The sequence below is a fragment of the Vibrio sp. 2433-A1 genome (assembly GCF_056726085.1).
This window is the reverse complement of the sequence record NZ_JBRESC010000013.1, coordinates 68,412-90,649: the sequence shown is the minus strand read 5'-3', so window position 1 is coordinate 90,649 and position 22,238 is coordinate 68,412. Positions and strand designations below refer to the sequence as shown.

Here is a 22,238-nt window from a genome sequence, read left to right as displayed (position 1 = left end):
GAGAAATTTGCATGTCAAAAACGCTAATATTATCGATATTCGCTCTATATTCTTCGGCTTCATTTGCCCACACGACTCAAGTACTGAATGGTTACTGGCAGTACGATGAATACTTAGAAGCTCATCCAAAACAGAAACAACTTACGACTCAACTCAGCGACGAAGTTCGCCGTTATCCCACTCCCTTAGCGGTTCAGCAGCAAAAGCCAGTGACTATCTCAGTTGTCTATCCTGGGCAACAGATCTCAGATTACTGGAGCCGTAACATTAAGGCGTTTGAAACTCGTCTGGAGAAATTAGGCGTCAGCTACAGCATCAACCAAGTGTTTACTCGACCTAATATTGACGTCAGGCAACAGAGTCTTTCGTTACTTGAAGCGGTGCAAAATGACTCCGATTACTTAATCTTCACACTCGACACGACGCGCCACCGCAAGTTTATTGAGCATGTTCTTAGCTCAACGGATACTAAGTTGATACTGCAAAACATCACGACTCCAGTTCGTGCGTGGGATCATCAACAGCCATTTATGTATGTTGGTTTTGATCATATCAAAGGCACGCGTGTACTTGAAAACTACTATAAGGATCATGTAGACAAAGAAAGCCGTTACTCGGTGCTCTATTTTTCTGAAGGCTACGTGAGTGATGCTAGAGGTGATTCCTTTATAGAAGAAATGAGCCATCATGATGGCTATAAGCTCTCTTCATCGTTTTACACCAAAGCAACACGAGACTCAGGCTATCAAGCTGCGTTGGCCGCAATTGAAAAGGACCCTAATCTTAAATTTATTTACGCATGTTCAACAGACGTAGCATTAGGCGCAGCGGACGCATTAAACGAACTTGAGCGTACAGACATTTTATTAAATGGTTGGGGTGGTGGAACTGCAGAGCTCGAAGCTATCGCTGATAAGCGCTTAAATGTGACCGTAATGCGTATGAACGACGATACCGGTATCGCGATGGCTGAAGCTATCAAATGGGACATTGAAGGGCGCGAGGTCCCAAATGTCTACTCAGGGGGTTTTGAATTAGTGACCAGCGAAGATAGTGCTAGCAAGTTAGAGAAACTAAAACAACGCGCGTTTAGGTATTCGGGTCAGTAATGAGTGAATTTTTCTCACAGGGTAATAAGAACCGACTTGCAACGATACTTACCAACTCCATCTTTTTAGTGATTGGCGTATTGATCATTGTGATGGTGTTGCAAAATTATCAGGTCAATCGAGAGGTGGTCTCACAAGAAATCGGCCGTACTAAGCAACAAACCAAGAGTTTGGTCCAAGAGATTTTCAACCTTAGAATTAAGTCTTTAGAAATCCAGCAAGACAGTTATAGCCGAAACCGTGTCCTTCTAGAAGCGCTGCTGAGTGATGATGATCTAGCCCTTGGTCGATTTTTCAATGGAATTGACCAAGCCTCCCCTGAACTGGCTCCGGATTTTCGCTTCATTTATAGCAACGACGCGATTGTTTGGGATGATGCAAACTATCAGTTCTATGGGATATCAGAGCCACAGGTACTTCATTTAGCTGAAGATATGGTGAGTGGTACTGACTGGTATATTTCGCAAACGCCATCGAGCATGGGTATGCGTTACTTGATGATGCGTCGCACTGCGATTATCGATCTCTATACGGGTGAAGTGGTTGGTTATCTATTCATCGGAGTCGTACTGAATAATAACTTCTCTTTAGTTAATGCGATAACTAAAGGTGGCAATGCCGATGAGATACTGTTGGCGGTCGGCTCGCAAGTGATCGCTGCCAGTACCAAGGACCAAGACTTTCAGCATATCGAGTGGCTTGAGCAATCTTCGCATTCCTTAAACGCAAGCAGTTACATGGTGTCAAAAACGGATCTGACCATTAATAATGTGCCAACTTTTCTATCGGTTTATACCATTCAGGGCAATGAACACGTTGTTCAATTTGTTCGCAGTCATTACGTGTGGATCGCTGTCGCGAGTTTGTTAGTCATATGTATAGCCATCTATACGCGTATTTGGGTTGGAAAACGGGTATCTAAAGAACTGCAGAGTCTGATGAAATACGCTGATACTTCGATTCAACGCCAAACAGTTAGTGATTTTAAGGGCTCAAGTATTGAAGAGTTCGACCAGATAGGGCACTCATTCCAGCGTTCTTTTAAACGATTAAACGAGCAAGAAAAGCAGTTTGCTGATCTGTTTAACTTTTCTTTATCGCCAGTGACGTTATGGGATGTTGAAGGGCAGTTAGCTCAATTCAACCCTTCAGCTGAAAGGTGCTTTAAAACTGATAAAGCGCGTCAATTGCTGATTGAAAGTCTTCAACCACATATCAGAATGTGTGCGCAAGGGGTGACATTAACTGGTATTAATACCACCATCGTGAATAAGACTTACCGTTGGAACTTATCACCAATCACGACTGACAACAGTGTCATGCGTATTATGGCGCAGGGACAAGATATCACCAGTTTTATTGAAGCTGAGAAGCAGAGTGAGGCGGCAAGAGAAGAAGCTGAGGAATCTGCGCGAGTACGAGCTGACTTCTTAGCTAAAATGAGTCATGAGCTCCGCACTCCGCTCAATGGAATACTGGGTGTTTCTCAATTGTTAAAGAGCAAAATGGACGACCCGCGAGACGTCGAACATATGGAGGTGCTGTGTAATAGTGGAGAGCACCTGCTGGCGGTACTTAACGATATTCTTGATTTTTCAAAGATTGAACATGGTAAGTTTCATATTGAGAAATCAGCATTCAGGCTAGGGGAGTTAACCAATACGGTTGAGAAAATTTTCAAACCATTGTGTGATAGCAAGGGTGTTGAGTTTACTGTTGAAAGTAATATTGACTCTGAGAACTGGGTATTTAGCGATCAAATTCGTTTAAATCAGATAATGTTCAATCTAGTGAGTAATGCGGTTAAGTTTACTCATCAGGGGCACGTTCAAGTGAGTATTAATGCACTAGAACGAGATGGGACGAGGCTACTTAAGGTTGACGTTTTTGATACTGGGATTGGTATTGATCAGAGTAAACTAAAAGATATTTTTGAACCGTTTGTACAAGCTGAATCAACGACGACCCGTGAATATGGCGGTAGTGGTTTAGGTCTAGCTATTGTGCGTAGCCTAGTGTCGATTATGGATGGTGAAATTGAAATTGAAAGTGAAGTCGCGAAAGGAACACATTTCACTGTACATATGCCTATTCAGTTAGGTATGAATCCGACCTTCCTACCTGAAAATAATGGCCTTTTGGCTGAGCCAGCGACGATGTTTGATGAGCAAATACATGTACTACTTGTCGAGGACAACCACACCAATGCCTTTATTGCCAAAGCATTCTGTGAAAAATATGGTATGAAAGTTACATGGGTTAAAGATGGTTTACATGCGATCGATTTCTTGAAAAAAGAGAGCCAAGTCGGGCTTATTCTAATGGACAACCAATTACCGAATTTAGGCGGGATAGAGACCACCGAGATTATCCGCAATGAACTTGGATTGAACATTCCTATCTACGCATGTACCGCAGATGGTATGCAAGAAACACGGCATTCGTTTTTAAGGGCGGGTGCTAACTATGTGATTGTTAAACCAATAAAGGAAATCGCGTTAAACAAAGCGTTCTTGCACTTCAAAAAAATTACCACCAAATGGATGAAATAAAATAGAAAAAGGGCTGTGGTTACACAGCCCTTTTTTGTTTTTTCTAATTAGAGCGTTAACGAGCAAGTTTTTGATGAGCGCGCGAAAAGTGACCTGCGCAAAAAGCGCCAACAATGGATAGTTCTCCAGCAAGGCACAGTGCGGCAGCGACTTCTGCGAGTGCTTTCGCTTTGCCATTGCCATGCAAATTCATCAAATCTAGGCATGACTTTTGAGAAGGTAAACTTGTACCGCCACCAACGGTGCCCACCATGATATTAGGCAAGGTTACACAAGCATAAAGTCCACCTGTTTTGCTCACTTCCATACGGGTAATACCTACGGCGGATTCCGCAACGCAGGCCGCATCTTGACCACAAGCAATGTAAAGCGCGGCAAGTGCATTGGCGTAGTGAGCATTGACGCCGATGCTGCCACTTAGCGCTGCTCCGGTTGTTGTGACTTGACCGAAGCGAGACATCTTTTCTGGCGTCGTGTGTAGATACTTTTCCACAAGGTGACGCTCAATGTGAACTTCTGCGGTAACCTTTTTACCACGAACATGGCGCAGTGTATGAGAATTCGCTTTCTTGTCACCGGACAAGTTTCCATCTAGGAAGGCTTCCTCAGGAGTATGAGGGGAGTTCTCTAATATGTAATGAAATACTTCGTTGGTTGCGATGGTGACCATATTTTGACCTGAAGCATCGCCAGTGCAGTATTCAAAGATGAGGTAAACATGATTACCTTCAATATTGACATTGATGTCATGCAGTTGGCCATGAGAGGTTGTGGACTCAGCAATGCGCTTGAAATGATCATATTGAGTGACAACCCAGGCAACGAACTGACCAGCATCGATCAAGGATTCGAATAAAAATACCGGTGTACGTGTGACCCCTTCGTTGATCAGCATCGCACTAGCGCCACCAGCTGCGGTGATTAGCTGAGCGCCGCGATTATAAGAGGCAACGAGGGCGGCCTCTGTGGTTGCAAGCGGGATCAGATAGTCCTCTTTGGCATGCAAACCATTCACACGTAATGGGCCTGCAAGGCCGACAGGAATTTTAACTGTGCCTATAAAATGCTCGATGTTCTTATTGTACAGAGAGGCATTTTGTAGGGTTTGTTCGTCTAGTAATATGTCTTGATCTGTGAGTTGCTCAATCTTTGCCCATCGTTTTGATAATGCTTTTTCTGATATGTATGGGCTAGGGGTTAACCTTAATGCAGGTCTGGCAAAGTTAGGACTGAGCTTTTGTTCTAAAGTGGAGGTGCAGTGTTCTGGTTGTAGAAATTGAGTGATATCGCGATTAGATAGATTGAGTTTCGGCATTACGAATTAAAACGATAAATTTGTCTGCATTCTAACGTATAGGGTAGGGAAAACAACGACTGTTTAATGTATTGCTACAATTTAGCACGCGCTGAGTGTTAAACATGAATATCAAGCAATGTACCGATCATATCTTGATCGCGTTGCATCACATTCGTACCCACACGGGAGTAACGTTCGGAAGAATTTAACTTATTGATGGCGTCAAGGTAAGAAGTGGGAGGCTCTGAGTGGAACTCAATTTTATTGAATTCGTATGTATTATCTTTTGGGATTGAAAGTTCACGCTGAGTTTGCTGTATTTCGAGCGCAGCTTCTTCGGCCATCTTTGATGACATATCAATGATTTGATATCCAGATTGGACGGAAGATACTGTCATACACACCTCCACTTAATTATAGCTTAAATGCAGCTATAAGATTCAGCAAGTTTGTTTATGCAAACAAGCTCGAAATCAGCTTAAGTTCTTCGTCGGTGATAGCGACTTTCTTATCTGCGTTTAACTCACTGTTGATCTCATATTTCAGTACGCGCAGTTGCTGAGTCGACAGCTTTTTAAGCTGTTTCTTCATTAGTTCGAATTGTTGTTGAGTCATGGGCTGTTACCTTCGACATTTCAGAAAAATCCGTTCTTCTGTATAAGAATTAACTGACTTTATTTTATTTGGCACAGCTTAAATTTTGTCTGAACAATGTCAGGGCGTGTAAAGAGTAAGTGGGGCGGTTATGAATTGAACGAATTACGTAACCGATGATGATAAATCGGTTACGTAACGAAACAGACGGATAGGCTAGGTTATTGCTGATCGCTATGGTTTACTCTGACGGCAAACTTACTCGCTAACGAATGTAACTCTGGCAACATGCGATAGATTAAGTGAAGTTGCTGTAACACCATACGAACGGAGCTATCGTCCTCATCACGCCACTCTGCTAGGCGTTGCTCTAGTGCTGGGTCATCGATATCACTGGTATCGCAAGTGTCACAGTGCTGGTTGAGTTGAGCAAACAGAATGTCCAAATGCTGGTGGATCACGCGGTGCGCATCAAGGATCAGTTTATGTGTCGCTTCATCCGCAATCTGGGTTCTGTGCGCACCGAGTGCAGAAACGTAACTAAGCAGGGCATGGTTAAGGGTTAAGAAACGATAGCTTTCATCGATAGCCGATTGATAGCGACCAGGTTCAGCTAACATCGTGCTAATGGCATTGGTTAGGTTAGCATCTTGGTTGTGTGCACTTCTACGAGAGATACGGTAAGGCAAGCTGTCCTTTTTGCCGATGCGATACTGGCCAATAATCTGAGCAAGGTAATTCTTGTTTGCCTCTATGGCGTCTGCCATCACTTTGTGTAATCGCTTAGACTGCCAATCAGGTAGAATTAAAGCAACGGCGGCTACAGCCAACGCGCAGCCAACTAACGTATCAGCTAACCTTGGTAGTACAACCGCGTAACCTTCACCAAGTTGGTTAAAACAAAACAGAACCAGTATCGTAATAAAGCCAGTCGCATAGCCATAGTTGGCTAAGCGGAATGCGAAGAAGGCAACGCCGGAGACGACTATAAAGACCAACTGACTCTCTTGCGACGGGAAGAACGTTAAAAGAGGTACACCGATAAATAGACCCGCAAATGTGCCGAGAACTCGCGCGACGAGTTTTTGTCTGGTTGCACTGTAGTTTGGTTGGCAGACGAACAATGTCGTAAGCAAAATCCAATAGCCACGTTCAATATCGAATAACTGAATAATACCGTAGCCGACAGTCAATGCAATCGACATACGAACAGCATGCCTAAACAGCATTGAATCCTTACTGAAATTAGATTTTATTTTCACCCACATCGCTTTAATCGAGTGAGCCTCGGTATCATCTAAAACATCTTCTTCAAGTTGGTTCGTGTCAGGGTTATTGACGTTACTGAGCTGCTTTTCGACCGTCGCGAGGTTATTAAATAGGTAGCCTAACTGCCCAAGCAATAAGCGCCATTCAGGGTTCCTTTGTTCCTGCAGATAATTGAGTGAATTTTGCAGCTCATCAAGAGCGATAACCGAGCCATCGTTATGTTGATATTCCTTACCCAATAAAATGGCTTCAGCGATTTCTCGGCATGATTGAGCTTGTGTTTCCATCAGATGTTTGAATCGAAACAATACATCAGAACGCTCGAAATGATGGGCTAACTCTTGGTAACGGTAGTGCGTCGAACTGATACGTTCATGAATGTCTTGAGCAAGAAAGTAGATATTTAGAAAGCGGTCACTTGCTCCATCTACGTGACCACGCTTAGATCGACTGAGAAACGTTGCTTTGCAAGAGTTCAAAGCATTTACCGTTGCGGCATTGAGTTTCGCTTCAGCAATGCGGTGAGGTTGAGGAATCATAATGCTCACGGGATGAAACAGCTGGCTTTTAGAATCAAAGTAGTTCGCCATTTGCAAAAAGACATTCGCAAGGCTCTGCTGTACAGGCTGCATTGGCCAAAACGCATGCCAAATCATTGAGACGAAATAGTACCACGCGGCACCTGTTAGTAGCATTAAGGGTTGGAACCATAGATTGGTACTTTCATGCGCGCCAAGCATGGCGTAAATCGCAATAAGCAGTGAGCCAAATGCGATACTTGCGTAACGTGGACCAATTGCACCAAGCATGATGAAGCCAAATGTCGAACTAAACAGGCCTAGAGCAAAAAGCCATGGGGTACTGAACAGAAGTTCAATCGATAAAGAAGCGATGGCAAAGCAGATAAGAGTGAGAGATTGAGATTTAAGTCGACCAGTGAAACTGTCGTCGCTTTCTGCCAGCGCTGCGGCGATAATGCCGAGGATCAACGGAATGATCAGCGAGTTTAGCTGAAAGTGCCAAGCGGGAATCACAACCCCAAGCAAGGCAATTAATATCAAAAAGCTATAGTTGATGGTTTTGTTCGCCCAATGATGGCGCAACTGGCTAATAAAATTCACTAGAAACTACTTTTGACCGATGTTTGTCTGCAATGTATCGATTTGTCTATCGTAACGCCCTGATCCAAATAAAGATACCGAAGAGTTTGATGAAGTTTTACCCAGTTTGGGCCTTGACTATTCATCATCAACTCAGTACGAATTGGCGTCATGCTCAATAGTCCGATATTTTTGTCTTTATTTTGTCACAAGCAAAATCAATTGCGTTATGATGTTTGCAAGGGAATTTAAAGGCTTAGAGATAATGCAGCTAACAGCAAACAAGACTGCACAGTTTTTCATCCAACGCGAATACAATCAAATTGAAATCACCCAAGATGCGCTCATTCTAAATTCAGAAACTCGCCAAGAGACGATTCCATTCAACGTATGGAACGGCCGAGTACAAGTTAAAAATGGCCTAGTTTGGGGTAGTTTACTCTTCTATGCATACAGTGAACAGGGCACTGAGCAAGCTTGGCTAGTCCAAGGTCTTCCTTTATCCAAATGCCGTGAATTTGCTCGTTTCGCCGTAGCGACTTATCAGCAGTGGCATAAGAGACAGTGTGTTCAGCTATTGGAGCACTTACCAAAGTGGGAAGAGAGCTTAAATCTTCTTCGCTATCAGCCGTCCTTTCTTACGCACTCTGCACTGGATGAGTGGCGTACGAACCTGAACAGCGATTTCGACTCTATGGAAATGGACCTTGAGGATGCATGCTTGCGTATGCCCAATCGAATGAAAGATATCGAGTCGTGGTTGGTAGAAGAAAATGGTGCGTTACCACAACGTAACGATGAGTGGATGGCTAATGAGTTAGAAAACTGGCAAGTTCTTTTCTCCCAGATTGAATCTTCCCCCCTTAATTTAAGCCAAAAGCGTGCTGTACTGCTAAACGATGATAACAATCTAATTCTTGCCGGTGCAGGCTCGGGTAAAACCAGCGTACTGACAGCAAGAGTCGCATACTTATTACAAAGCCACTTAGCACAAGCCAGTGACATACTGATGTTGGCCTTTGGCAGAGATGCTGCGTCGGAAATGAGCCAGCGATTGAGCGATAAAATTGGCAGTGGTACGGAAGGGATCAAAGTTAATACTTTCCACCAACTTGGTCTTTCTATCTTAAATCAGGTCGATGGTCAGGGGGCAATCTTGTCGCCATTGGTCTCTGACGATAACCAACGTCATAACTGGTATATTGATTGGCTGAAAAAACACTGGATGACGCCAACCAACTTTAAACGTTGGCAAAAACACCTGTCTAAATGGCCTATTGCTTACCTAGCGGGTGATGAAGAGTTAGGTAGCCACGTAGAAAACCCGAAATTGATTGCTTGGCTTGAAAAACAAGTTTCTCAATTAGCGACAATGAGTCTCACGAAAAAAGAGCTTCAGCAACTGCTGGTGGATAATTCAGAGTACACGCGCTTAAACAGTGAACTCGGTTTAGTGTGGCCATGCTATCAGGCTTGGCAGCAGCAACTAAAAGAGCAGGGGCACATCGATTTCAATTTGATGATTTCGAAAGCTACTCAGCATGTCAAAAGCGGTAAGTTTAAATCTCCTTGGCGCTATATCATGATTGATGAATATCAGGATATTTCTCCTCAGCGTTTGCAACTTGTCGAAGCGTTATGCCAACAAAACGATGGCCAACATTGCGTGCTCTTCGCGGTGGGTGATGACTGGCAGTCCATTTATCAATTTGCTGGTTCAGACGTCGATTTAATCACTGGCTTTGATGTGCGTTTCCCTCATTCTACGGTGCACTACCTAGACACGACTTATCGCTTTAATAGCAAAATCGGGGAAGTGGCTAATCGTTTTGTACAACAAAATCCAGCCCAAATAGAGAAAGAGCTTAATAGTCACAAAGAACAGAAAGCTAAAGCGGTTAATTTAATCCCGAGCAATAATGTAGAGAAAGTTCTTGATAAATTGAACCGTAGTGCTAAATCAACCCAAAGTGTGTTGCTGCTCGGACGAAATCATTACCACAAGCCCGAGCTTCTTTCAGATTGGCAGAAAAATTTCGCCTTACTGAAGATCGATTTTATGACTTGCCATGCCAGTAAAGGTAAAGAAGCGGATTTCGTTATTATTGTTGGCGTTGATGAAGGCCAGTTCCCAGCAAGGGTTAAAGCGTTACACTTAAGCGACGCATTGACGAAATCGAAAGATACGTTTGCTTATGCTGAAGAGCGACGACTGTTTTACGTAGCATTAACCAGAGCAAAGAGAAAAGTTTGGGTCTCCTACTCAGGTTCAGGCTCATGTTTTGTAAAAGAGTTAATTGAACAAGAGTACCCAGTGACGGTTTCGAAATAATTGAGGATCTAATGAGCGGCCAGTTTTGTATTGTATTAACCACGACAAATACGGAAAGTAACCGTAAAGAAATCATCGAACAGGTATTAAAACGTGGGTTAGCTGCGTGTATTCAAGCGATGCCAATTGAGAGTCACTACGTTTGGAAAGATGAAGTGTGCTCAGATAAAGAAACGCTACTCATCATGAAAACAAAGAAAGCTTGTTATGCAGAGCTCGAGCAAGTGATTGTGGAACAACATAGCTATGATGTCCCACAAGTGGTGCAGGTGCCATTTATTGAGGGCTTTAACCCTTATCTAACTTGGATTGAGCAAAACACACGTTGCTGAGCGGTGAACAATAACAGCGATGAAATTGCCCCTAAGGTATCCGTTAACATATCTTTTTGAGCATCCCAAATATCTCCTTGCGAACCTAAAAATGCAATGCCCTCATCTCAGCTGGCGAGGGCAGCATACCCCATTCGACATAGCATTTAATAAAACGCTGTACAATTGTAATCTACGCTAGTCGACCTAGCTAATTACAGTTCTTGTTGAAAAGTCGTCACCATGCACACTCTTAATGCAAATGAAATGCGTATTCGGTTTATCGTTTGCTTTACTAAAATGTCACATTTACAATCTGCGTTTCACATACATAACTATTAAAAAGTAAAGTCATGAAACTGGAAACTGTCGATTATCAAGCTGAAAATGCTGCCGAGCTATTTGTTACCTCTCTCCGTGAAACGGGCTTCGGTGTACTGAAAAATCACCCAATTCCAAAAGAGCTTGTAGAGTCAATTTACGAAAATTGGTACAAGTTCTTCACTTCAGAGCGAAAAGAAGAGTTCCATTTTAATGTTGAAACTCAAGATGGTTACTTCCCACCGAATGTTTCTGAAGTTGCCAAGGGGCACACTGTTAAAGACATTAAAGAGTATTTCCACGTTTACCCTTGGGGTCAGATCCCAGAAGAGTTGAAAGAGCAGATCTTAGATTATTACAGCCGCGCTAATGCATTCGCAGAAGAGTTGCTAGGTTGGGTCGAAGCGCATGCTCCTGCAGACGTTCAGGAAAAATTCTCTATTGCCCTGTCTGAAATGATCAATGGTAGTGAAAAAACACTGCTACGTATCCTTCATTACCCACCAATGACTGGTGACGAAGAGCCAGGTGCGATTCGCGCAGCGGCTCATGAAGATATTAACCTTCTCACGGTACTACCTGCGGCGAATGAGCCTGGTCTGCAAGTATTAAGCAAAGATGGTGATTGGTTAGATGTACCATGTGACTTCGGCAATTTGATCATTAACATTGGCGATATGCTTCAAGAAGCATCAGGTGGTTATTTCCCATCAACAACGCACCGAGTGATTAACCCAACTGGTGCGCGCCAAGAGCATTCACGTATTTCACTGCCTCTGTTCTTGCACCCGAAACCAGAAGTTGTTTTATCTGAGCGCTACACGGCAGATAGCTACCTAATGGAACGTCTAAGAGAGCTTGGTGTTATCTAAACGCTAATAACTAGTCGGTAACGAATGTCGTAGGACCGGGGATATCGATAATGGATATCTCCGGCTTTTTTGTTGAAGGTGTGTCTGATAACACTGAGAGGTTGTTGCACCATTATTTTTGCCATTTCTTGAAACTGTCCAACATACATCGTTGTTAGGGAGTAAACTCTCAAAAACGTAGAAAATATTCCTGTTTACTCTTTCTATACTCGACAAATAGCCTCGGGTGAATTTCAATTAAAGTACGTTCAATAATTAGTTAACCGTATGTCACAACAATCAGGCGTCGCTGCGCAGTTTCAGCAGTACATGGAAAACCCCTTACTCTGGCCAATCCTTGAGGTACTGAGGAACCAATCGAGTGGATGGAAGGTACATACGCTCGCTTCTCACTTGACTGAAATTGAAATCATGCCATTGCTTGATGCGAGACCTGAGAAGGACTTATTCAAGCGAAACTTCCTAATTATGAACGCGCTTTATCAACTTCAAGAGACCCTATATCCGGATAACTGGCTGCAAGTACAAGCGATGGATATAGTGCTAATGTCAAGTCAACAGGTGTTTGGTCATGAAGTTGACCATAGTGACCCATTGCGCGATTACTATCTTGATTGGCTTAACTACGAAGCGGAAGAAGGAGAGGTGAAGCGCCTATTGAACGAGTTCTGGACGCGTTATCGAGAGTTTGTCGGTAGTACAAATGGTAAAGATATGGATAGGGCGAAAGCGCTAAGCCTATTTAAATTGCCACATGACGCAAGCCAAACGGAAATTAGAAAAACGTGGCGTCGATTAGCGCTCAAGTGGCACCCAGATCGTCAATCAGGCAATAGTGAACAGTTTAGAATCCTGTGTGAAGCTTGGAATGTGTTAAGGCACTAGGTGTCTGTCTAACCATTCTTGGCGCAAAATCGCCAGTACGGTGCTATCCCACCAACACTCTTTAAAGTATCTGTTTTGTAAAAACTGAGCTTCAACTCGCATACCTAAGCGCTGACATAGTCGGATAGCTGCTTTGTTTTGGCTTAATGTTTCTGCGTATGCTCGGTGAATATCCAAGTGGTTAAATCCGTATGAGAGCAAAGCACTCATGGCCTCTTCACTTATCTTCTTTCCTTGATAACCTCTGACAAGGCCACAGCCTATCGAAGCTTGCTTGTCCGGTTCCACTCTTAATGCTGCGATACCAATATATTGCCCGGTCGCTTTATCAACTATGGCTAAATGGTACTGAGTGCGCGGGGTTTCAAACGCCTGTTGTCTGAAAAGTTCAGCCAAATGAAGCGATTTTTCCTCAGAGCAATCCTCTTCACTATAAAACCGCTGATACTTGGGATCTTGGCATTGATTAACGTAGCGTGCCGCATCGGCTTTGGTAAAGTCTCTTAATAGGAAACGTTCGGTCGAAAGGGTAAAACTCTTCATCATACAAAAAATAAAAGCGCCATATTAGGCGCTTTTATACATGAAAAACGAGTTAACTGTTAATGCGATGGCTTGAACTGCGACTTACGCATGCGGTTTAGTGCTGCCATAACATCTAATGTGCGTGGTTTCGCAAGATCACCTTGATTAGGCATTAGGCTCGACCAATCACCTTCCAGTTGCTTTGCGACCTCTTTTGCAGGGTTCTTAGACCAACCTGCCTGTTGTGCTAGCTGGAACCAAACCCAACCAATCGCCTGCAACTCACTCGTTGATTCCAACTGCTCAAGAGCACTTAAATCTGCGAACTCTTTGCCAAAGCGTAGCGAATCTTTTCCTTTAGCAGAAATTCGAAACTTGCCTTCAGCGAGAATCTTTTGCAGTGAAGCGCAGTTTAACTGGCGTGGAGGAAACGTCTCTAACAGTGATTCACTTTCATTGGCACGCTGAGTAGGGTGCTGAGCAATAACCTGCTTAGCCTTTTCTGTTACGTCTAAGGCTTGGTAATCATGCATCTGAATAACAGTATCAGCGACGTCCAAGTAGTCACCTGAGCCGCCCATAACAATAACGGTTGAAACGCTAAGCTCATCTCTTAATTGACCGATACGATCAACCAGTGGGGTAATCGGCTCGTCACCCTTAGATACCAAGGCCTGCATGCGTTCATCACGAATCATGAAATTAGTTGCCGATGTATCTTCATCAATCAGCATTGCTTGTGCGCCAGCTTCAATAGACTCTTGGAGCCAAGCTGCTTGAGATGTAGAGCCTGACGCGTCTTGAGTAGCAAAGTCGGCGGTATTTTTACCCATCGGCAGGTGGTTAATGTAGTTAGATAAGTTTAAGTTGTGAACACAGCGTCCATCTTCCGCACGGATCTTCATTGCTTCGGTATTCGTCACAATCCATTCGCGACCATCACCTGGAATATGGTTGTAGATAGAGCGTTCAATTGCATTTAGTAGGGTTGATTTACCATGGAAACCACCACCAACGATCAATGTGATGCCTTTTGGAATACCAAGACCGGAGATTTTACCTTGGTTAGGTGTCGTCAATGTCACTTCCAGTGATTTAGGCGCATTGAAGGCAACTGCATCTTTCATTGGTAAATCACAGTTGCCTGCGATACGTGGCAGAACTGAGCCATTCCCCACGAAAGCAATCAATCCTTTATCATCAAGTTGCTCACGCATAGTGACTTGGTCTTCGATGATTTGGCAATGTTTGATCAACGCGTCTTTGTCTAGCGCACGCTCTAACGTTGCGCGGCGAATGAATTTAGGCAGATGGAACGTTAGGATGTTGTCGGTCTTCTTACCAAGAACTGATCGACCTTCTGCAGGTAGATTAACTCTAAAACGAAGCTCGATACCTTGCTCTGTAAACAATACCGCCGTGCTATCGAGTACCGTTTGACCCGTTAACGCGATATCGATGCTTTGTTCCTGTTTCGCAAACTCAGCAAAACTGCGAGCAATGAAGTCGCGCGCCGCAATCTGGTAAGCATCAGACCTATCACGTAACCAAGCGAGACCAGTCACAGACCAAGGTCTTACCGCTCGTACGCGTGATGCAGAGGCATATGGGTCGCCTTGTACATAATCGATATAAAAGGTGTAATCAGTGAAATCGTATTGGCCTTTGATTTGCTGATATGCACGATAGTTCTGTTTTTCGATTTTTTTTAAGGTGGCGGTAAGTTGGTCCATAAAGAGGTATCACTGATTGAGAACAGGAAAGGCGAGGATTATAGGAATCGCACGCCTGAGAGTAAAGACCTTACTGATTATCTATTAAGAAGAGTAGGCATAATGTTCCGGTCGATAGTTTTGATTGATCAAACTGTTTTCAAATTCATCGCAAGGCATAGGTTTACCGTAAAGATAGCCTTGGCCTACATCACATCCTTCGCTGAGAATAAATGCCTCATGCTCTAGGTTTTCGATACCTTCAACCGTAACTTCAAGATCGAGTTTCTTAGCGATACTGATTATTGAACGCACAATCTCTTTGTCTTCTTCGCTGGTGTCGAGTTGTTGCACAAAGCTACGGTCAACCTTAATCGCATCAAAAGGAAACTTCTTGAGATAGTTGAATGAAGCGTAGCCAGTACCAAAGTCATCAAGTGACAACGTCACTCCGAGGTCGCTTAATGATTGCAAGGTGTTTTTGGCGACCACTTCATCAGCAATCAATCCGCTTTCAGTAATCTCAAGTTCTATGTAGGAGCCAGGTAATTGATAGGCTGCCAATAGATCTTCTATCTGAGTGGTAAATTGAGGGCTTTGTAATTGCACGGCAGAGACATTGATACTCACTTTGAAATCTTGAACTTTCCCACGCCATTCAGCCGCTTTTTGAATCGCAGAACGTAATACGAAACTACCAACTTCAAAGATAAGACCATTTTGTTCAGCTAGGTGAATTAACGTTTCATTAGAGATGTCGCCAAGAATTGGATGACGCCAACGAATTAAGGCCTCTGCGCCGATCCACTTATGCGTTTTCGGTGACACTTTGGGTTGGAAGTAAAGTAGCAAATCATCATTTCGTACAGCTTGGAGTAGGTAGCTTTCTAATTGATTGATGTTCTTTTGAGTATCAGAGATATGTTGGCAGTGGAAGCTAAACTTATGTCCTGAGTCCTTGCAGGACTGCATCGCGCCAACCGCGTATTTGAGTAAGGTTTTTGAGTTCGAAGTATCATCTGAGCTCGCTATGCCGATATAGCTATGTAAGTGCAGATGTTCTCCATCAAGATAAAACGCAGATTGACTGACTTCTACTAATTCCCTACATAATTGATTGATGTCTTCGTCTAGGTTATGACTCTCAAAAACAAACACTAAATCGGTAGAACGGGGACGAGCAGTCACCAACTTATAGTTACTATGGGAGGTCAGGCGCTGTTTAAACTCAATCAGGATGTTCTCCCACATCGCGTAACCATGTTTTGCTTGGATACGGCGACCGTTAGTAAACCCGATATGTATAACACCAATTTTGTGTGTTGAATGGGGCGTTAACGTAGCAAGCATCTGATTAGTATGTTGTTCAAGCGCGATACGGTTAAGAAAGCCAGTGCCAAGATCATGTTTTTTCTGGTAACGGATAGTACGCTCAGCCGCTCTTCGTTTATCAATTTCTAAGTTAAGTGAGTAGTTCAAATCGACCAAGTCTTGAGTACGAGTTGTGACCCTAGATTCGAGCTCAGAGTTTAACTGCTGTAAGTGATGGTTTTGATATACCGTTTTTAATTGCGCTTCAACCGAGACTTTAAATGCGTTGAGGAGCTGCTGGTAAGTGGTCGAAAAGTGATTTTCTTTATCATCAAGCACACAGATAGTGCCAAATGGATCACCATTAGGCCATTGAAGGGGTAAGCCGCAATAAGCAAGAAGTCCAAAGTGCATATCAGGATTGTTACACCATTCGTCATCAATTTCGGCGTTTGGCACTAACAGTTGGCGATTCTCGTTAATGACGGTTTCACAATAGAGGCCGTGGCCCAATGTTTCGGTATCGCCAATATGGTAGGGATGCTTACGGTTATTGTTTGCGGAAAATACTTCGATATGATCCTGATGAACGCGCATAATCAGAGCCGCCGGAACGGAGATGATTTCTGCTAATAGATTCACAACTTCTTGCCATCCTGAAGCTAACTCGTCAGGAACGACCATGTTACTTGTGTTCAGTTTGGACATACAAAATCCCTATGCGCAATTTGACCAACAAGAGCATTCCTTGCTCTGATTAATCTAATAATAGTCGGTATAATTATAATGAAACCACTTATCGCGTGGGTTAGGTTAAGGATGCATGACCAAACCGATAAAAAAAACCCCTAAGCTGAGCTTAAGGGCCTTTGTGTGAGCTTGTATCAAAAATAAGACAGCTTTTAAATCATAAGCTTTTACTTATATAACTATCAATATCAACTTTCTTTGTGTAGTCAACGTTGTCAAAACCAAATCCATTCAGATTCAAAAACTCTCTCTTAAATCCTTCGTAATCAGCAAGTTGCATAAAGTTGGTTTCGTTGAGTTGAGCCAGCAATCCGCTCACTTCTTTTTGCGTCTCTGGATCAAGTTCAAAGTTATCGATACGAATCAGGCGCTCATTATCAACAGGAACATGGTCAACGTTGTATAGCTTAGTCGTGAAAAGGCGTTGCATCTGTTCAATACAACCTTCATGAGTGCCTTTCTCTTTCATTACCTTGAAGAGGGCTGTGATATAAGGGCTAAACCCTGGAATATATGCACTCGCCTTGGTGACTAACGCCTTACACACAGTTGCGTACGCGCCGCCGTCAAAATTCGCGAGCTTAAGATTGAGTGAATGGCTGGTTTGATGCAAATCGGCTTTGGCTGCCCCTAATGTCCCTTCAAGGTAGATTGGGTGGGTGACACAAGGACCAATATAAGAAAAAGCGATAGTTTTGCACCCAGAGCCAATAGACTCCGAATTGATAAGCGCATCAATCCAAGCTTCCCAGTCTGCACCGCCCATGACTTTGACGGTTGCATCCACTTCATCTGCTGATGCCGGTGTTAGGGTTGAGTCTTGCCACTGATCGTTTTCAAGCACAAGCGTTGACCCTGAAACAGGCTCGCCAATAGGTTTGATTACTGAGCGCCACACTTTGCCTGAGTCGTGGCGAACACCACTAGCCAGACTGTAAACGATGAGGTCAACTTCGCCCTCAAAATAGGTTTCTATCGCTTCAACGACTTGAGCCTTGGTTTCTGGTGAGAACGCATCGCCTTGAATGTTGACCGCGGTACGACCTGCTTGCTCAGCAAACTTTTTAAAGTAGTGATTGTTATAATAACCAGCTGTGCCCACACCCTTTTCAGAAGGGCCTTTTTCATATGAGACACTAATGGTGTCAGCTTTGGAACCGCCGAAGGTCAGGGCAATACGTGAAGCTAAGCCAAACCCTGATGAGCCACCAATAATAAGAACACGCTTAGGGCCATCGACAATTTGTTGAGATGATTGAGCATATTCTATCTGCTGACGTACTGCTTCTTCACACCCGAGTGGGTGAGCGGTACGAGCGACAACTCCATCTATTACCGATTTAATAATCATAGTTATTCCTTTAAAAGAAAGCGTACGAATTAAGTTAGCGTAAAGCTTTGTAAAGTTTATTGAGCTAGGGCAATTAGAGGTGATTAATTAGCTGCTCAGCTACAAAGTCCGATATCCATGCTTGTGCTTGAGGCTTAGGGTGAAGTCCGTCATCCATCATCCATTCTGGCTTTATGATCACGCCTTCAAGGAAAAATGGCAGTAGTGGAATATCAAGGGATTGAGAGACCGCAGGATAGACTGCAGAGAATGCTTCTGTGTAACGTTTACCATAGTTGGGCAAAATGTGAATTTGCATCAGCAATGGATTTGCACCTGATTCTCTAATCAAACGTATGATCTGTGTTAGATTGTTTTGAACTAGCCCGGGAGGAAAACCACGTAAACCGTCGTTTGCCCCGAGTTCAATCAAAACATAGTCTGGTTGATGTTGCTCAAGAAGGTTAGGCAGACGAGCCAAACCATTGCCAGTGGTATCGCCAGAAATACTCGCGTTCACTACAGTAACTGTTTGGCCTCTACTCTTTAGGTCAGCAGGTAACAAAGAAGGCCACGCTTCAGCGATTGGCATTTGGTATCCGGCACTTAAGCTATCGCCCAATACCATTAACGTTTTACTGTATGCAGGATTTAGAACAAGAATTAAAACTAGAAAGGAAAGTCGTCGAAACATGCAAACATCCGTAATTAAAGCAGAATCATTATCTAAAGTAGTCTCTACTAATCAGGAACAATTAACAATCCTTGATAATGTGAGCCTAGACATAAAATCTGGTGAGAGTGTTGCGATAGTTGGAACGTCTGGTGCGGGCAAGTCGACGCTGATGACGCTTCTTGCAGGGCTAGATACGCCGTCAAAAGGGGAGGTTGACTTACTGGGGCAGCAGTTGCATACCTTAGATGACGAAGCGAGAGCAGCCATTCGAAGCGAATCTGTTGGATTCGTATTTCAAAGCTTTCTACTTATCCCTAGCTTAAGTGCGTTAGATAACGTGACACTGCCTTGCCTATTGAAAGGTGAAGCGGAAAATAAGCAAAGGGCGATCGAGCTTCTTACCTCCGTTGGCTTGGAACATCGAGTTAACCATTCACCTTTACAGCTCTCAGGTGGCGAGCAGCAACGAGTCGCGTTAGCCCGAGCATTTATGATCGAGCCCAAAATTCTATTTGCAGACGAACCGACGGGGAACTTAGATCAACAGACCGCAAGCAACGTCATCAAGCTGTTGTTCGATTTAAATAAACAGCATGAAACGACTTTAGTACTTGTGACTCACGACCAAAACTTGGCTCAGCGTTGTGACCGTATATTCACAATGAAAGCTGGACAGTTGGAGGAGTCATAATGGCTGTTCAGGGAAAGGCAGAGCTAAATAAACGCTTTATACGCTGGAGTTTAAGTGAGATTAAACAGGGGCAGCTTTGGCCTGTCACCATTGCTCTTGTTCTAATCATTGCTTGTATTTTTGCGTTGAGCGCCCTTGCTGAACGTATGGAGCAGGTGGTCGTAAAGCAAGGTAAAGAAGCATTGACGGCTGATACGGTTTTCGTGTCAGCAAATCCGATTGATGAATCTTTTGAGAACTTAATAGAATCTTATTCATTAACCCATACGACACAAACTCGCTTCGCCACAATGGCATTTAGTGATAACGGCATGAAGCTTATTACTGTTAAAGCGGTTGATGAACAATATCCGCTGCAAGGGGAGTTTAGGCTAACTGATGATCAGTCCGTGTTTGGCAAAGTAAAGCCTGGGGAACTATGGCTTGATGAACGTCTGTTTAACCAACTTGACGTTACGATTGGTGACGCGGTCACGGTTGGCGATGCTGATTTTGTCGTTACAGGACGTATTTTAGAAGAGCCGGGTCTAAGTTTTAACCCATTTCAGCAAATGCCATCTGCGTTTATCCACTCTGCAGACTTGGATAAAACGGGGGCAATTCAACTGGGTAGCCGAGTTCGTTATAGCGTCTTCCTTAATGGGGATAGTGATGTTATTGAGCAGCTTAAACAAAATGTAGAGCTTACGCCGAGTGATCGTTGGCGTGATCAAAACAGTGCCAGCCGTACTAATGAAGTATTCCAGCGCACCGAACAATACCTTTCTTTAACTGTCGCTATCGTTGTCATTATGGCGGCAACAACGCTGGTATTGACCTGTCAGCATTATGTCGCCACACGTCGCAAGACAATAGCAATGCTGAAAAGCTTAGGGGCGAGTAAGGCTTGGGTGATTCGTTGGCTGATAACGCAAGTTACCATCTTATTAGTAACCGCAGTTGTGGTAGGAGTTGTACTTGGCATTGGTCTCGAGTTTTTGCTGAGGCTTCCTTTGGTCGATTTGTTGCCAAATCCGCTACCAAGTTACGGTATAGCCCCTGCTTTGATTGCGATTAGCACCAGTATATTCATTGCAGTACCAGCGTTAGGAATCCCGTTAATTGGTTTAGTCAATGTCAGTGCTGTTAGCGTGATGCAAGAAGGTGAATCACCTAAAGTTGGATTAAGGCGTTTTGCGCTAACTTTAGTGCCAGTTATCCCTATGCTGATCGCCTACTACGACAACTTGTTCGTTTGGATTGTGCTCGGTGGTATGGTCGCATTATTTATTTTACTAGCAGTAATTAGCGTGATGATTACTCGATTGTTGGCAAAGGTACCGCTAAACACATCATTTAAGTTAGCCCTGAGTCGAATCAACCGCTCAGTCTCTGCGACTGGCGTTCAATTTGGTGCGTTGGCGTTGTCTTTAATGCTGCTGTCAACGATGTGGTTGGTGAGAACTGATTTACTAACCGATTGGCAACGAACCCTACCTGCAGATGCCCCCAATGCTTTTGCGCTCAATATTGCGCCCTATGAGAAAGACTCCTACTTAAAGGTGCTTGATGATAATGCGATGTCGCGCTCAGAAGCTTACCCGATTGTGAGAGGACGTTTAGTCAATATAAATGGAAAGGACGCTAAGTCGTTGGCTCAAGGAGAAGAAGGCTCTGACGTTTTAAGGCGAGAGATTAACTTTACCTGGGCTGACGCCAATCCTGATCACAATGAAATCGTTAGTGGGGAGTGGAGCAAGCAAGGAGGGGTGTCCGTTGAGGCCGATGTTGCACGTGACTTCGGCTTAAAAGTGGGCGATGAACTTAGCTTTGTTATTAATAGCCATGAGATAACAGCTAGTGTTAACTCGATAAGAAGCGTTGAGTGGCGAGACATGAAGCCCAACTTCTATTTCATCTTTACTCCCGATGTACTGGCAGAGATTCCAGCGACTTACTTAGTGAGTTTCAGAGTAGAGGAAGCTAACAATCAAGTATTAAACGCGCTCTCTAGGCATCACCCAACTGTGAGCCTGATGGATATCAGAGTAATGGGAGAGAAGATTCAGCAACTACTGTCTCAAATAGTTTGGTCAATCACCCTGTTGGCTGCAATCGGTGTAGTGTCTGGCTTATTGTTGATATTTACTCTCTTACGATTGAGTTTGGGCCAAAGACAAGACGAGATTCAGCTATATCGGACCTTAGGTGCGAGCCGAAAGCGCGTACAAAAAACCATCTGGGCAGAATATGGCTTGATGGCACTTGTCGCGAGTTTTATTGCAATTATTGGTTCAGAACTGGTTGTTGGCGCCATTATGTCATATGGGTTTGACTTAACACCAAACCTTCATCAATGGCTTTGGATTGCTTTACCTAGTGGCACGTTTTTCACACTTGCTTTAGTTGTGAACAGTCTTATAAAACGGCTGTTAACCCCTGTAAATAAAGCGTTTGGCTAAATACTCACAGGCCTAGATATTTAGTTATCCACAAAAACAGTGGATAAAGTTTGGGATAACTAGGCCTGTAGATAACTTCAATCGTCGGCAAGCCCCAGTTTATAAAAGCGTTGGCGATTGCTGTTATTCACAGTGATGATTTATTCAGAATTCTCAATTT

General features: G+C 43.7%; 17 protein-coding genes and 1 pseudogene. 8 read left to right on the top strand and 10 right to left on the bottom strand.

The window, feature by feature from the left end; translation table 11 throughout:
* The first annotated feature begins 11 nt into the window (after positions 1–11).
* Both ACU01J_RS14330 and luxQ read left to right on the top strand, forming a co-directional pair.
* Complete coding sequence (locus ACU01J_RS14330; protein ID WP_481086313.1) at positions 12–1,109, top strand: autoinducer 2-binding periplasmic protein LuxP; 1,098 nt, start codon at positions 12–14, stop codon at positions 1,107–1,109.
* A complete protein-coding gene (gene luxQ, locus ACU01J_RS14325) occupies positions 1,109–3,661 on the top strand; it encodes a quorum-sensing autoinducer 2 sensor kinase/phosphatase LuxQ (protein ID WP_481086312.1) in 2,553 nt (850 codons plus the stop codon). Before ACU01J_RS14330 ends, luxQ begins: the two co-directional genes overlap by 1 nt.
* Positions 3,662–3,716: 55 nt before the next feature.
* Here the strand turns inward: luxQ and ACU01J_RS14320 are convergent, their stop codons facing one another.
* From ACU01J_RS14320 to yccS, 4 genes are all read right to left on the bottom strand, one after another.
* A complete protein-coding gene (locus ACU01J_RS14320) occupies positions 3,717–4,976 on the bottom strand; it encodes a hydroxymethylglutaryl-CoA reductase (protein ID WP_481086311.1) in 1,260 nt (419 codons plus the stop codon).
* Between the two features lie 98 nt (positions 4,977–5,074).
* Positions 5,075–5,356 carry a hypothetical protein gene (locus ACU01J_RS14315; RefSeq protein WP_481086310.1) on the bottom strand — a complete coding sequence of 94 codons (282 nt, stop codon included), beginning with the start codon at positions 5,354–5,356 and terminating at the stop codon, positions 5,075–5,077.
* Between the two features lie 55 nt (positions 5,357–5,411).
* Complete coding sequence (locus ACU01J_RS14310; RefSeq protein ID WP_481086309.1) at positions 5,412–5,573, bottom strand: hypothetical protein; 162 nt, start codon at positions 5,571–5,573, stop codon at positions 5,412–5,414.
* A gap of 200 nt (positions 5,574–5,773) precedes the next feature.
* Complete coding sequence (gene yccS / locus ACU01J_RS14305; RefSeq protein WP_481086308.1) at positions 5,774–7,942, bottom strand: YccS family putative transporter; 2,169 nt, start codon at positions 7,940–7,942, stop codon at positions 5,774–5,776.
* Between the two features lie 244 nt (positions 7,943–8,186).
* On the opposite strand from yccS, the gene helD reads away from it, so the two are divergent.
* Both helD and cutA read left to right on the top strand, forming a co-directional pair.
* Positions 8,187–10,253, top strand: a complete 2,067-nt coding sequence (helD, locus tag ACU01J_RS14300) for a DNA helicase IV (RefSeq protein ID WP_481086307.1) — start codon at positions 8,187–8,189, stop codon at positions 10,251–10,253.
* Positions 10,254–10,264: 11 nt separating this feature from the next.
* On the top strand, positions 10,265–10,585 hold the full coding sequence (cutA, locus tag ACU01J_RS14295; RefSeq protein ID WP_481086306.1) for a divalent-cation tolerance protein CutA: 321 nt from the start codon (positions 10,265–10,267) through the stop codon (positions 10,583–10,585).
* On the opposite strand, the pseudogene ACU01J_RS14290 reads toward cutA, so the two are convergent.
* A pseudogene (locus ACU01J_RS14290) lies at positions 10,549–10,692 on the bottom strand (DUF2238 domain-containing protein); the annotation flags it as partial. The gene cutA and the pseudogene ACU01J_RS14290 sit on opposite strands and share 37 nt — an antisense overlap.
* Before the next feature lie 225 nt (positions 10,693–10,917).
* Between ACU01J_RS14290 and ACU01J_RS14285 the strand changes: the two are divergent.
* On the top strand, positions 10,918–11,757 hold the full coding sequence (locus ACU01J_RS14285; protein WP_481086305.1) for an isopenicillin N synthase family dioxygenase: 840 nt from the start codon (positions 10,918–10,920) through the stop codon (positions 11,755–11,757).
* Positions 11,758–12,024: 267 nt separating this feature from the next.
* Positions 12,025–12,642, top strand: coding sequence for a DNA-J related domain-containing protein (locus ACU01J_RS14280; protein ID WP_481086304.1), 618 nt, complete (start codon positions 12,025–12,027; stop codon positions 12,640–12,642).
* On the opposite strand, the gene ACU01J_RS14275 is transcribed toward ACU01J_RS14280, so the two are convergent.
* From ACU01J_RS14275 to tesA, 5 genes are all read right to left on the bottom strand, one after another.
* The gene (locus tag ACU01J_RS14275) at positions 12,631–13,188 is read right to left on the bottom strand and encodes a GNAT family N-acetyltransferase (protein ID WP_481086303.1); all 558 of its coding nucleotides are present in this window, start codon (positions 13,186–13,188) and stop codon (positions 12,631–12,633) included. The two genes, ACU01J_RS14280 and ACU01J_RS14275, sit on opposite strands and share 12 nt — an antisense overlap.
* A gap of 56 nt (positions 13,189–13,244) precedes the next feature.
* On the bottom strand, positions 13,245–14,900 hold the full coding sequence (locus ACU01J_RS14270) for a P-loop domain-containing protein (protein WP_481086302.1): 1,656 nt from the start codon (positions 14,898–14,900) through the stop codon (positions 13,245–13,247).
* 84 nt (positions 14,901–14,984) lie between these two features.
* The gene (locus ACU01J_RS14265) at positions 14,985–16,898 is read right to left on the bottom strand and encodes a sensor domain-containing phosphodiesterase (protein WP_481086301.1); all 1,914 of its coding nucleotides are present in this window, start codon (positions 16,896–16,898) and stop codon (positions 14,985–14,987) included.
* A 199-nt stretch (positions 16,899–17,097) separates the two neighbouring features.
* Entirely contained in the window at positions 17,098–18,291 is a 1,194-nt protein-coding gene (gene fabV, locus ACU01J_RS14260) for an enoyl-ACP reductase FabV (RefSeq protein WP_481086300.1), read from the bottom strand.
* Between the two features lie 73 nt (positions 18,292–18,364).
* On the bottom strand, positions 18,365–18,964 hold the full coding sequence (gene tesA / locus ACU01J_RS14255; protein ID WP_481086299.1) for a multifunctional acyl-CoA thioesterase I/protease I/lysophospholipase L1: 600 nt from the start codon (positions 18,962–18,964) through the stop codon (positions 18,365–18,367).
* On the opposite strand from tesA, the gene ACU01J_RS14250 reads away from it, so the two are divergent.
* A complete protein-coding gene (locus ACU01J_RS14250; protein WP_481086298.1) occupies positions 18,963–19,637 on the top strand; it encodes an ABC transporter ATP-binding protein in 675 nt (224 codons plus the stop codon). The genes tesA and ACU01J_RS14250 overlap by 2 nt on opposite strands.
* Positions 19,637–22,078 carry an ABC transporter permease gene (locus tag ACU01J_RS14245; RefSeq protein ID WP_481086297.1) on the top strand — a complete coding sequence of 814 codons (2,442 nt, stop codon included), beginning with the start codon at positions 19,637–19,639 and terminating at the stop codon, positions 22,076–22,078. Before ACU01J_RS14250 ends, ACU01J_RS14245 begins: the two co-directional genes overlap by 1 nt.
* Positions 22,079–22,238 lie beyond the last annotated feature (160 nt).

Coding starts and splice junctions, on each gene's coding strand:
- ACU01J_RS14330 (WP_481086313.1), top strand. CDS start 12: ATGTCAAAAACGCTAATATTATCGATATTCGCTCTATATTCTTCGGCT.
- luxQ (WP_481086312.1), top strand. CDS start 1,109: ATGAGTGAATTTTTCTCACAGGGTAATAAGAACCGACTTGCAACGATA.
- ACU01J_RS14320 (WP_481086311.1), bottom strand. CDS start 4,976: ATGCCGAAACTCAATCTATCTAATCGCGATATCACTCAATTTCTACAA.
- ACU01J_RS14315 (WP_481086310.1), bottom strand. CDS start 5,356: ATGACAGTATCTTCCGTCCAATCTGGATATCAAATCATTGATATGTCA.
- ACU01J_RS14310 (WP_481086309.1), bottom strand. CDS start 5,573: ATGACTCAACAACAATTCGAACTAATGAAGAAACAGCTTAAAAAGCTG.
- helD (WP_481086307.1), top strand. CDS start 8,187: ATGCAGCTAACAGCAAACAAGACTGCACAGTTTTTCATCCAACGCGAA.
- cutA (WP_481086306.1), top strand. CDS start 10,265: ATGAGCGGCCAGTTTTGTATTGTATTAACCACGACAAATACGGAAAGT.
- ACU01J_RS14285 (WP_481086305.1), top strand. CDS start 10,918: ATGAAACTGGAAACTGTCGATTATCAAGCTGAAAATGCTGCCGAGCTA.
- ACU01J_RS14280 (WP_481086304.1), top strand. CDS start 12,025: ATGTCACAACAATCAGGCGTCGCTGCGCAGTTTCAGCAGTACATGGAA.
- ACU01J_RS14275 (WP_481086303.1), bottom strand. CDS start 13,188: ATGATGAAGAGTTTTACCCTTTCGACCGAACGTTTCCTATTAAGAGAC.
- ACU01J_RS14270 (WP_481086302.1), bottom strand. CDS start 14,900: ATGGACCAACTTACCGCCACCTTAAAAAAAATCGAAAAACAGAACTAT.
- ACU01J_RS14265 (WP_481086301.1), bottom strand. CDS start 16,898: ATGTCCAAACTGAACACAAGTAACATGGTCGTTCCTGACGAGTTAGCT.
- fabV (WP_481086300.1), bottom strand. CDS start 18,291: ATGATTATTAAATCGGTAATAGATGGAGTTGTCGCTCGTACCGCTCAC.
- ACU01J_RS14250 (WP_481086298.1), top strand. CDS start 18,963: ATGCAAACATCCGTAATTAAAGCAGAATCATTATCTAAAGTAGTCTCT.
- tesA (WP_481086299.1), bottom strand. CDS start 18,964: ATGTTTCGACGACTTTCCTTTCTAGTTTTAATTCTTGTTCTAAATCCT.
- ACU01J_RS14245 (WP_481086297.1), top strand. CDS start 19,637: ATGGCTGTTCAGGGAAAGGCAGAGCTAAATAAACGCTTTATACGCTGG.